The following is an 11,472-nucleotide window of genomic DNA, read 5'->3' as shown; positions in this document are numbered from 1 at the left end:
CCCACCCCCTCCTTACGAGCCCAGCCGGTAGCGGGCGGTCCGGGCAGCCATCGCCACACCGCATTCCCCGCCAGATTCCGGGAGAATCACAGTTTAGATCATGCGCTGTAACAACTTTGCCATCCAACAGGCTGAATGATCTGGAAAAACCCCTGGGAACCCCTGAGATTGCCTAAGTTACTGTCCGCAAAGCGAGATTTTTTCATTTACCGGCGGCATTTCCCTTGACAGGGTGGGCAGGTGGTTCCTATAGTGTCGCCAAGTGGGGGAAAGTGGAAATAAATGGTAATTCAGGCGGGGCCGGGGGGTATTTTTGTTCAGGGGTGGCAACACCGTCAATCTCGATGCCAAGGGCCGCATGGCGCTCCCCACCCGGTACCGCGGGGACCTGGAGGAGAGCTGTGGTGGCCATATGGTGCTGACCGTCCATGACGACGGCTGCCTGCTGTTGTATCCCATCCCCACCTGGGAAGACATCGAGCGTGAGCTGATGCGCCTGCCCAACCAGAACATCCAGACCCGCCGCCTGCAGCGCATGCTGCTCGGCCACGCCACTGAGACCGACGTTGACAGCCACGGCCGCATCCTGATCCCGCCGCGCCTGCGCGAGTTCGCCAAGCTCGGCAAACGGGTGGAGCTGGTCGCACTGGGGCGGAAGTTCGAGATCTGGAATGAAGAGGCCTGGGGCGCGATCCGCGACGACTGGGTGGCGGTGGACGGTGACGAAGCCGGTACGCCGGATACGCTGCAGAATCTGATTCTGTAGTCCTCCCATGACGCCGAGCCAAGCGCATCGTCCGGTGCTTCTCGAGGAGGCCTTGGATGGATTGGCGGTGCAGCCCGATGGCATCTACATCGACGGCACCTTCGGCCGTGGCGGCCATGCCGCAGCGCTGTTGGAACGCCTCGGTCCGGTCGGGCGTTTGTACGCAATGGACAAGGACCCGGATGCGGTGCGGGTCGCGCAGGAACGATTCGGGCGGGACGCCCGCTTCCATATTCAACGAGGCACGTTTGCCATGTTAGGGCAACTGGCGCGGGAAGGGGGTATAGCCGGGTGCGTGAACGGCATCCTGCTGGACCTGGGCGTGTCGTCGCCGCAGCTCGATGACCCGACGCGCGGCTTCAGCTTTCTCAGGGACGGTCCCCTCGACATGCGTATGGACCCCGACAGCGGTGTGAGCGCGGCGCAGTGGCTGGCGCAGGCGGATGCAACGGAGATCGTGCGGGTGCTGCAGGAATACGGCGAAGAGCGCTTTGCCCGGCGTATCGCGCGGGCCGTCGTACAGGCGCGGGCAGAACGTCCCATCACCACGACACAGCAGTTTGCGGAGCTCATCGCCCAGGCAGTGCCGACGCGGGAGCGTCACAAGAATCCGGCGACGCGCAGTTTCCAGGCCCTGCGTATCCACATCAACCGGGAGCTGCAGGATCTCGAGGCCGCGCTCGGGCAGACCCTCGATGTGCTGGCGATCGGCGGGCGGCTGTGCGTCATCAGTTTCCATTCCCTCGAAGACCGCATCGTCAAGCGCTTCATGCGCCGCGAGAGCCGCGGCGAAATGTTACCGCCCGATCTGCCGGTCATGGGCGGGCCCGCACCGGGGCGTCTGCGCCTGGTGGGCAAGGCGATCCAGCCCGGCGCACAGGAATTGATAGCCAACCCACGGGCGCGCAGTGCCGTGCTGCGTGTGGCGGAGAGACTGACGTGAAGGGTGTCGGCATTCTCCTGCCGCTGCTGGTACTGGCCGTGGTGCTGTCTGCGCTGGGCGTGGTCTACGCGAAGTACCAGAGCCGCAAGCTCTTCATCACGCTGCAGGGCCTGGAGGCGACACGCGACAAAATGGATATCGAATGGGGGCAGCTGCAGCTGGAGCAGAGTACCTGGGCGACCCATGGTCGCATCGAGGAACTCGCCCGCGAGCGGCTGAAAATGACAACACCGGCGCCCGGCGCCGTGGTGATCGTACGGCCATGAGCAGAGCGACTGACAAGACCGAATTCGCCGGGCGCCGCCGCTTCGTCCTGGCGCTGTTCGTCTGCGCCTTCGGCGCACTGGTGTGGCGCGCGATCGATCTGCAGGTGTTCAACCAGGACTTTCTCCAGAACCAGGGCGACGCGCGCCATCTGCGCGTGGTCACGCTGGCGGCCCATCGGGGCATGATCACCGACCGCAACGGCGAGCCGCTGGCCGTCAGCACGCCGGTCGATTCCGTCTGGGCGAATCCCCAGGAACTCGCGTCGGCACGCGCCTACCTGCCCGCCCTGGCCAAGATCCTGGAACTCGAACCCGATCAGCTGCAGCGGCTCCTGGCGGAACGCGCGGGCCGCGAATTTGTCTATTTGAAACGGCACGTGGATCCGTCGGTGGCCGCGCAGGTGCGTGCCCTGGCGGCCCCGGGGGTCGCGTTGCAGCGTGAGTACCGGCGCTATTACCCGGACGGGGAGGTGACCGCTCACGTGCTCGGCCTCACCGATATCGATGACACCGGCCAGGAAGGTATCGAACTGGCCTACGACGACTGGCTGCGCGGTGAGCCCGGCGCCAAGCGCGTGGTGAAGGACGGGCGCCACAGTGTCATCGAGACCGTGGAGAGCATCCGGGTGGCGCGTCCGGGGCGCGATCTCAAACTGAGTATCGATCGCCGCATCCAGTATCTGGCCTACCGCGAGCTCAAGGCGGTGGTGCAGCAGCACAAGGCGCGCTCCGGTTCCGTCGTGGTGCTGGACACCACCACGGGTGAGGTGCTGGCCATGGTCAACCAGCCATCCTTCAATCCCAACAACCGTACCCGGCTCACGCCCGACGCGACGCGCAACCGGGCCGTCACCGACGTGTTCGAGCCCGGCTCGACGCTCAAACCCTTCACGGTCGCGGTGGCGCTCGAATCCGGCCACTACCGTCCCGACACCCCGATCGACACCAATCCGGGTTTCTACCGCGTCGGCATCAACACCGTGCGCGACGTGCATAACTACGGTGCCCTCGACGTCACTGGCGTGATCCGCAAGTCCAGCAACGTCGGTGTCGCCAAGATCGCGCTGTCGCTGGATCGTGCCGACTTCTGGTCGCTGCTCAGCCGGGTGGGATTCGGCACCGTGACCGCCAGCGGCTTCCCGGGTGAGGCCGCGGGTCTGCTGGTACATCACCACCGCTGGCGCCCCATCGAGCAGGCGACGCTGTCGTTCGGGTACGGGCTGTCGGTGACGCCGCTGCAGCTGGCGCAGGCCTACGCCGTGTTCGCCGCCGACGGCCTGTCGCGGCCCGTGTCTTTCCTGCCGCTGGAACGGCCACCACGCGGTGAGCGCATCCTGTCGACGCGTACCGTGGACCAGATCAACGCCATGCTCGCCCAGGCCGTCGGTCCTCAGGGTACGGCGCCGGCGGCGCGTGTCGCCGGCTACCGCGTCGGTGGCAAGACCGGCACCGTGCGCAAGTCCATTGCCGGCGGCTATGCGGAGGATCGCTATCTGTCGGTGTTCGCCGGCCTGGCGCCATTGAGTCGCCCGCGTCTGGTGACGGTGGTAATGATCAACGAGCCGTCGGATGGTGAGTATTACGGTGGCAAGGTCGCGGCGCCGGTGTTCTCCAAGGTCATGGCGGGTGCGCTGCGCTTTCTCAACGTCGCGCCGGATGCCGCCGACGAGTTGTCGCCGCAGATCGTACAGCGCGTGGCGCTCGGGGGGCCGCCGTGATGCCCGCGCAGGAACGGCCCCAGGCGCCGCTGCTGTCGCAGCTGCTGCACGGTTTGGCCAGGGTCGCGCCGAGCCAGGACGTCGCGGTGCAGGGGCTGGCACTGGACAGTCGCCAGGTGCGCCCTGGCGTATTGTTCCTTGCGGTCGCGGGGCGGCAGCGGCATGGCGTGGATTTTGTCACCGACGCTATCGCCGCCGGTGCCGCCGCCATCGCCTGGGAGCCGACCGAGGCGATCACCGAGGACAGTGGCCCGCTGCGCGCCGCGCCCGTGCCCGTGATCGCCGTCGCGCAGCTCGGTCGGCGGGTCGGCGACATTGCCGCGCGTTTCTACGGCCATCCCTCCCACGACCTGTTCGTCGTCGGTGTCACCGGCACCGATGGCAAGACCTCCTGCGCGCATTTTCTCGCCCAGGCACTGCACACCGCCGGCGACCCCTGCGGCGCCATCGGTACACTCGGTTACGGTCTGTACGGTGCGCTGCGCCCGGGCCTGCACACCACGCCGGATGCGCTGACCTTGCAACGGGAACTCGCCGCGCTGCGCGACACGGGTGCACGCGCCGTTGCCATAGAGGTGTCCTCGCACGGGCTCGATCAGGGGCGCGTCACCGATGTGGCCTTCGATGTGGCGGTACTGACCAATCTCAGCCGTGACCATCTCGATTATCACGGCGACGAGGCGGCCTACGCCGCGGCCAAGCGCCGGCTGTTCTGCATGCCGGACCTGGGTGCCGCCGTGCTCAATCTCGATGATGCCTTCGGACGGACGCTGTATGCGGAACTGCCGGCCGCGCTGCCGCTGGTCGTCTATGCGCTGGGGCGCGAGGCGGTGACCGATCTCGACCGCCCCAACACCCGCTGGCTGGTCGCCACCGACATCGTCGCGGGCACCGCCGGCCTGTCCATCGACATCGACGGCAGCTGGGGTGTGGGACACCTCGATGTCGCCCTGCTGGGGCGCTTCAATGCCGGCAACCTGCTGGCCGTGCTGGCCGTGCTGCTGATCCGTGGCGTGTCCTTCAGCGCTGCGCTGGCGCGGCTGGCGCGGGTGCAGACCGTGACCGGGCGTATGGAGCCCTTCGGCGGCGGTACGAGCCGACCGCTGGTAGTGGTCGATTACGCCCATACCCCGCGCGCCCTGGAGCAGGTCCTCCAGGCGTTGCGCGAACACTGCAGTGGCAGTCTCTGGTGCGTGGTCGGTGCCGGTGGCGAGCGTGATACTGGCAAGCGTCCGCTGATGGGCGCGATCGCCGAACGCCTGGCGGACTACGTCGTGCTGACCGACGACAATCCGCGCCACGAAGACGCGACGCAGATCGTGATGGATATCCTGGCCGGGATGCAGGACCCGGACGCCGTCTACGTCCAGCGTGACCGCGCCACCGCCATCGCCCAGGCGATCACCAACAGCGATCCCGGCGACGTCGTGCTGATCGCCGGCAAGGGCCACGAAGACTATCAACAGGTCGGCGACCGACGCCTGCCCTTCAGCGATCGTGACACGGTACGGGCGTTGCTGCAGGAGGGCCCCGCATGATGGCCATGCAGTTGTCCGAGGCGGCCGCGGTGCTGGTGGCGCGTCACAGCGGTGCGGATGTGCGTTTTACCGGCCTGAGCACGGATACGCGCACGCTCGCCACCGACAACCTCTTTTTCGCGCTGGCCGGCCCGCATTTCGATGGCCACGACTACGTCGAACAGGCGCGTGCGGCCGGTGCCGCGGCGGTGGCGGTCAGCCGCAGCGTCGATACAACGCTGCCGCGGTTGCAGGTCGAGGATACGCGCCGGGCCCTCGGCCGGTTGGCGGCCCACTGGCGCGGCCGGTTCGCCGTGCCGGTCATCGGCGTGACCGGCAGTAACGGCAAGACCACCGTCAAGGAAATGCTGGCGGCCATTCTCGGTACGGCGGGCCCGGTGCTGGCGACCCACGGCAATCTGAACAACGATATCGGCGTGCCACTGACGCTGGCCCGCCTGGCGCCGGAACACCGCAGCGCCGTTATCGAAATGGGCGCCAACCATCCCGGCGAGATCGCCTATCTCACGACCCTGGTGCGGCCGACGGTCGGCATCGTCACCAACGCCGGCCCGGCCCATCTGGAAGGCTTCGGTTCGATCGCGGGTGTGGCACGCGCCAAGGGTGAGTTGTTCGCCGGGCTCGCCGCGGACGCCGTGGCCGTGATCAACGCCGAGGATAGCTGCGCCGATCTGTGGCGGGGGCTGGCCGGGAGCCGGCGCGTGCTGAGCTTCGGGCTGGCAATGGATGCCGACGTGAGCGGGGACTACCGGAGCGTTGCCGGTCATACGCAGTTGCGGCTGCGGACACCGGCGGGGGAGGTGGAGATCGCCCTGCCCCTGCCCGGGCGCCACAACGCCGTCAATGCCCTGGGTGCGACCGCCGCCGCGCTGGCGGCCGGCGCGGATCTCGCTGCCGTCCGGTGCGGCCTCGAATCCCTGGCCCCGGTGGCCGGCCGTCTGCAGCGCATGCACCGTGGTGACGGTGGCCTCCTGCTGGATGACACCTACAACGCCAATCCCGGCTCGCTGGCCGCGGCCATCGACGTGCTGTGCGAGGCGCCGGCGCCGCGCTGGCTGGTGCTCGGCGACATGGGCGAACTCGGCCCCGATGGCGGCGCGCTGCATGCCGAGGCCGGTGCCTACGCGCAGGCGGCCGGTATCGATGCGTTGTACTGCCTGGGCGGGCTGGCGGCGCAGGCGGCGCGGCATTTCGGGCCCGGTGCCCGGACCTTCCAGGACCTCGATACGCTGGTGGCCGCGCTGCGTGCCGATCTGCGTGCCGAGGTCACGTTGCTGGTGAAGGGGTCACGACGCATGGGCATGGAGCGCGTCGTGCGCGCGCTGGCCGGAACGGACGGGGGGCAGACCTGATGCTCCTGCTGCTCACCGATTATCTGAGCCAGTTCCATACCGGCTTCAACGTCTTCCAGTATCTGACCCTGCGCGCCATCCTCGGTGTCCTGACAGCGTTGATCATCTCGTTCGTGGTCGGGCCGGTCATGATCCGCTGGCTCAGCCAGTATCAGGTCGGTCAGCAGGTGCGCAGCGACGGCCCGCAGACCCATCTGAGCAAGGCCGGGACGCCGACCATGGGCGGCGCACTCATCCTGGTGGCGGTCACGACCGCGACGCTGCTGTGGTCGGACCTGAGCAACCGTTACGTGTGGATGGTACTCGTGGTCCCGCTGCTGTTTGGCGTCATCGGCTGGGTGGATGACTACAAGAAGCTGGTGCTGCGCAATTGCAAGGGGCTGGCCGCACGCTGGAAATACTTCTGGCAATCCGTGATCGCATTGGCGGTGGGAGGTGTTTTGTATGCCACCGCCCAGTCGCCGGCCGAGACACAACTGCTGGTGCCATTCTTCAAGAATGTGGCCGTCGACCTGGGTATCGGTTATGTGGTGCTGACCTATTTCGTCATCGTCGGCTCCAGCAACGCAGTGAATCTCACCGACGGCCTCGACGGACTGGCGATCCTGCCCACGGTGATGATCGCCGGTGCACTTGCGGTATTCGCCTATGCCACCGGTAACTTCAAGTTCGCGGCCTATCTGGGTATACCGCACATCCGTGAGACCGGTGAGGTGGTGGTGTTCTGCGGCGCGTTGATGGGCGCTGGCCTGGGGTTTCTCTGGTTCAACGCCTATCCCGCGCAGGTCTTCATGGGTGATGTCGGCGCGTTGGCGCTGGGTGCGGCGTTGGGACTGGTCGCGGTGCTGGTGCGGCAGGAACTCGTGTTTCTGGTGATGGCTGGCGTGTTCGTGATGGAGACCGTATCGGTGATCCTGCAGGTGGCATCCTTCAAGCTCACCGGCCGCCGCATCTTCCGGATGGCACCGCTGCATCATCACTTTGAACTCAAGGGCTGGCCGGAGCCGCGCGTCATCGTGCGCTTCTGGATTGTCACCGTCATCCTGGTCCTGATCGGGTTGGCGACACTCAAGATTCGTTGAGGAGGTAGCGGCATGAACGTCGGTTCCCAGATAGCGCTCGTTGGCCTCATGTTTTTTGTAATGTCGATGCTGTGGCTGGTGTTCTGATGCAACTGGACCCGTGATGGCGAGTGTACCCATGACAGCAGATGCGCGAGCTCCCAGAAAGGTGTTGGTGGTCGGCCTCGGCAGGACCGGGCTGTCGTGCGCCCGCTATCTGGCGGCCGCCGGTGAACACGTGGCGGTCACGGACGATCGTCCGACACCGCCCGGACTCGCCGCGGTACAGAACGAGTTACCGGACGTCGCACTCTTTCTGGGTCGTTTCGCGCCAGAGGCATTCGCACATGCGGAGCAGATTATCGTCAGTCCCGGCGTATCGTTGCAGCAGCCACTGATCAGCGCGGCGCGCGCCCGCGGTATCGAGGTGATCGGTGATGTCGAACTGTTCGCACGCAGTGCCCAAGCGCCGGTCATCGCCATCACCGGTTCCAATGGCAAGAGTACGGTCACTACGCTGGTCGGAGAGATGGCGCGCACGGACGGCCGTCGTGTCAAGGTCGGCGGTAACCTCGGCACGCCGGCACTCGATCTGCTCGCTGCGGATGGTGTGGAACCGGACCTCTATGTTCTGGAACTGTCGAGCTTCCAGCTCGAGTCGACCTACACGCTGGCGGCGCAGGCGGCGGTGGTGCTGAACGTCAGCCCGGATCACATGGATCGCTATCGCAATCTGGACGAATACGCCAAGGCCAAGCAGCACATCTACCGCAACGCGCACGTGCAGATCGTCAATCGGGACGACCCCCATGCCGCGCGGCTCGCCGATCCCGGCCGGCCCAGCATCGGCTTCGGGGTGCAGGTGCCCGCCGCCGGTGACTACGGCGTGGCGGAGTTCGACGGTGCCGTGTGGTTGATGTGTGGCGACGTGCGGCTGCTGCCGGCGGCCGAGATCCGCATGGCCGGGAGGCACAACCTGAGCAACGCGCTGGCGGCACTTGCGCTCGGCGACACGGCCGGTCTCGGGCGGGAGGCCATGTTCCAGACGCTGCGTACCTTTGGCGGCCTGGCACACCGCACGCAATGGGTGGCCGCGGCCGCTGGTGTGGTCTGGTACAACGACTCGAAGGGTACCAACATCGGCGCCACCGTGGCGGCGGTGCAGGGTATGGAGCGACCGGTGGTGCTCATCGCCGGCGGCCGTGGCAAGGGTGCGGATTTCCGTCTGCTGCGCGAACCGCTGCGCGGCCGGTTGCGGGCCGCCGTGCTCATCGGCGAGGACGCGTCGCTGCTGGAGGTGGCGCTCGGCGACATCACCCGAGTGGTGCGCGCCGACAGCATGGAGGCGGCAGTGCAGCGCGCGGCCGAACTGGCCCAGCCGGGTGATGCCGTGCTGCTGTCGCCGGCCTGTGCGAGCTTCGACATGTTCACGGGGTACGATCACCGCGGCGAGGTCTTCATGGACGCGGTACGGAGGCAGGTCGGATGAGCATCGCGGCCGCCGTACAGACACGCCTGGCGCGCACCACCGGACTGCGCTGTCCGCGGCTGGATTACCGGCTGCTGGGGGTCGTGCTGTGCCTGCTCGCGCTCGGCCTGGTGATGGTGACCTCGGCATCCGTCAGCATGGCCGATCGGCAGTTCGGCCAGCCGTTCTATTATGGCCTGCGCCAGGCGGTCTATCTGCTCGTCGGCCTGGGTGCCGCTGCACTGGTGTTCGGCATCCGCATGGCGCACTGGGCGCGGGCCGGTGTGCCGGTGCTGCTGCTGGCGCTGGGTCTGCTGGCGGTGGTGCTGGTGCCGGGCGTCGGCAATACGGTCAATGGCGCGACCCGCTGGATCTCTCTCGGTCCGGTCAATCTGCAGGTATCAGAGCCCGCCAAGCTGCTGCTGCTGATCTATCTCGCCGGCTATCTGGTGCGCCACGGAGAGGAGGTGCGCAGCAAGGTCAGCGGTTTCATCAAGCCGATGGCCGTCCTCATCGTCGCGGCGGCACTGCTGCTGGCGGAGCCGGATTTCGGCGCCACGGTCGTGCTGTTCGCGACGGCGTTGGCGATGATGTTCCTCGCCGGTGTGCGCTGGTGGCAGTTCGGCACACTCATCGGCGGGTCCGGTCTGGCGCTGGCGATCCTCGCGGTCTCATCGCCCTATCGGTTGACGCGCCTGACCACTTTCATCGATCCCTGGAAGGATCCTTTCGACAGCGGCTTCCAGCTGACGCAGTCGCTGATCGCCATCGGCCGTGGTCACTGGTTCGGCGTGGGGCTGGGTAGCGGCGTGCAGAAGCTCTTCTATCTGCCGGAGGCGCACACCGATTTCGTCTTCGCCGTGTTTGCCGAGGAGTTCGGGCTGGTCGGTGTGGTGCTGCTGCTGGCGCTGTATGGCTTCCTGGTATGGCGGGCCTTCGCCATCGGCAGTGTGGCGGAAAAAGCCGGTGATCGATTCTCAGGCTACCTCGCGTATGGCATCGGCACCTGGCTGGCCCTGCAGAGCGCAATCAATATCGGTGTGAACATGGGGTTGCTGCCGACCAAGGGGCTGACCCTGCCGTTGCTGAGTTACGGCGGCAGCAGTCTCGTGGTGATGTGTGTCGCCTTTGGTCTGCTGCTGCGGATCGACTACGAGACACGCTGCTCCGTGCATACCCTGCCGGCGAATACCCCACTGCCGCAGCGGCGTGCACCCCGGAGGCCGGTATGACTGCCGCTGACGCCTGGCCTCGCGACGCCATCCTGATCATGGCCGGCGGCACCGGTGGGCATGTGTTTCCCGCACTCGCCGTCGCCGAGGAGCTGCGCAGCGCCGGCCACCCGGTGGTATGGCTGGGGACGCAGGCGGGTCTGGAGGCGCGCGTGGTCCCGGCGGCCGGCCTGCCGATGGCCTGGGTGCGCGTCCGCGGCCTGCGGGGCAAGGGTTTTCTGCATGCATTGACGGCACCGTTCATGCTGCTCGGCGCGCTGCTGCAGGCCGGGGGCATCCTGCGGCGCCTGCGGCCACGCGCGGTACTCGGTATGGGCGGCTTCGTGACCGGACCGGGTGGATTCATGGCCTGGCTGTTGCGTCGCCCCCTGCTCATCCATGAGCAGAATTCCATCGCCGGCCTGACCAACCGCCTGCTGGCGCCACTGGCGATGCGGGTGATGGAGGCCTTTCCCGGCAGTCTGCCGGCGCGTCTGCGGCCGCTGGCCACGGGCAATCCGGTGCGTGGCACCATCACCCGGGTCGCGCCGCCGGCCGCGCGCTTCGCCGGGCGTGAAGGACCCATGCGGTTGCTGGTGCTGGGCGGCAGCCTGGGCGCGCAGGCGTTGAACGACCTGCTGCCGCAGGCACTGGCGCGCAGTGCTGCCGCGCTGCGGCCACAGGTCCGCCATCAGGCCGGGGCGCGCAATCTGGACAGCGCGCGCGCGTCCTATGCGCGGGCCGGCGTCACGGCCGAGGTCGTGCCCTTCATCGAAGACATGGCGGAGGCCTACGCGTGGGCGGATCTGGTGGTGTGCCGCGCCGGTGCGCTCACCATCGCCGAACTCACCGCCGTCGGTGTGGCCGCCATCCTGGTGCCGTATCCGTACGCCGTCGACGATCATCAGACCGGCAATGCCCGCTACCTCGTCGACGCCGGTGCGGCCATGTTGATCCCGGAGCCCGAACTCGAGGCCACGACACTGGCGAGTGTGATCGCAGACTTCGCACGCGATCCCGAACGCCGGCTGCGAATGGCGGCGGCGGCACGCGCCCTGGCGCGAACCGATGCGGCACGGGTCGTCGCGCAGGAATGCCTGCGACTGGCCGGTCTGGATACGCGCAGCGGAGGTGCCGCCACATGAGCGA

General features: G+C 67.3%; 10 protein-coding genes. All 10 read left to right on the top strand.

The window, feature by feature from the left end:
• Positions 1 to 313: 313 nt before the first annotated feature.
• The 10 genes from mraZ to murG all read left to right on the top strand — a co-directional run bounded on the left by mraZ (position 314) and on the right by murG (position 11,468).
• Positions 314 to 766, top strand: a complete 453-nt coding sequence (gene mraZ, locus K8I04_13240) for a division/cell wall cluster transcriptional repressor MraZ (protein MBZ0072675.1) — start codon at positions 314 to 316, stop codon at positions 764 to 766.
• A 7-nt stretch (positions 767 to 773) separates the two neighbouring features.
• Complete coding sequence (gene rsmH / locus K8I04_13235; protein ID MBZ0072674.1) at positions 774 to 1,709, top strand: 16S rRNA (cytosine(1402)-N(4))-methyltransferase RsmH; 936 nt, start codon at positions 774 to 776, stop codon at positions 1,707 to 1,709.
• Complete coding sequence (gene ftsL, locus K8I04_13230; protein MBZ0072673.1) at positions 1,706 to 1,975, top strand: cell division protein FtsL; 270 nt, start codon at positions 1,706 to 1,708, stop codon at positions 1,973 to 1,975. The genes rsmH and ftsL overlap by 4 nt, the downstream gene beginning before the upstream one ends.
• Positions 1,972 to 3,693, top strand: a complete 1,722-nt coding sequence (locus K8I04_13225; protein MBZ0072672.1) for a penicillin-binding protein 2 — start codon at positions 1,972 to 1,974, stop codon at positions 3,691 to 3,693. Before ftsL ends, K8I04_13225 begins: the two co-directional genes overlap by 4 nt.
• The gene (locus tag K8I04_13220) at positions 3,693 to 5,231 is read left to right on the top strand and encodes a UDP-N-acetylmuramoyl-L-alanyl-D-glutamate--2,6-diaminopimelate ligase (protein MBZ0072671.1); all 1,539 of its coding nucleotides are present in this window, start codon (positions 3,693 to 3,695) and stop codon (positions 5,229 to 5,231) included. Before K8I04_13225 ends, K8I04_13220 begins: the two co-directional genes overlap by 1 nt.
• Positions 5,228 to 6,583, top strand: coding sequence for a UDP-N-acetylmuramoyl-tripeptide--D-alanyl-D-alanine ligase (locus tag K8I04_13215; protein ID MBZ0072670.1), 1,356 nt, complete (start codon positions 5,228 to 5,230; stop codon positions 6,581 to 6,583). Before K8I04_13220 ends, K8I04_13215 begins: the two co-directional genes overlap by 4 nt.
• Positions 6,583 to 7,665 carry a phospho-N-acetylmuramoyl-pentapeptide-transferase gene (gene mraY, locus K8I04_13210; protein MBZ0072669.1) on the top strand — a complete coding sequence of 361 codons (1,083 nt, stop codon included), beginning with the start codon at positions 6,583 to 6,585 and terminating at the stop codon, positions 7,663 to 7,665. The genes K8I04_13215 and mraY overlap by 1 nt, the downstream gene beginning before the upstream one ends.
• A gap of 118 nt (positions 7,666 to 7,783) precedes the next feature.
• Positions 7,784 to 9,133, top strand: coding sequence for a UDP-N-acetylmuramoyl-L-alanine--D-glutamate ligase (gene murD / locus K8I04_13205; protein MBZ0072668.1), 1,350 nt, complete (start codon positions 7,784 to 7,786; stop codon positions 9,131 to 9,133).
• Complete coding sequence (gene ftsW, locus K8I04_13200; protein MBZ0072667.1) at positions 9,130 to 10,344, top strand: putative lipid II flippase FtsW; 1,215 nt, start codon at positions 9,130 to 9,132, stop codon at positions 10,342 to 10,344. The genes murD and ftsW overlap by 4 nt, the downstream gene beginning before the upstream one ends.
• Entirely contained in the window at positions 10,341 to 11,468 is a 1,128-nt protein-coding gene (murG, locus tag K8I04_13195; GenBank protein ID MBZ0072666.1) for an undecaprenyldiphospho-muramoylpentapeptide beta-N-acetylglucosaminyltransferase, read from the top strand. The genes ftsW and murG overlap by 4 nt, the downstream gene beginning before the upstream one ends.
• Positions 11,469 to 11,472: the final 4 nt, after the last annotated feature.

The sequence above is a fragment of the Gammaproteobacteria bacterium genome, from assembly GCA_019911805.1.
Taxonomy (GTDB): Bacteria; Pseudomonadota; Gammaproteobacteria; order Thiohalobacterales; family Thiohalobacteraceae; genus JAHJQQ01.
Note: the sequence above shows the minus strand (reverse complement) of the source record. Positions and strands in the feature narration are given on the sequence as shown.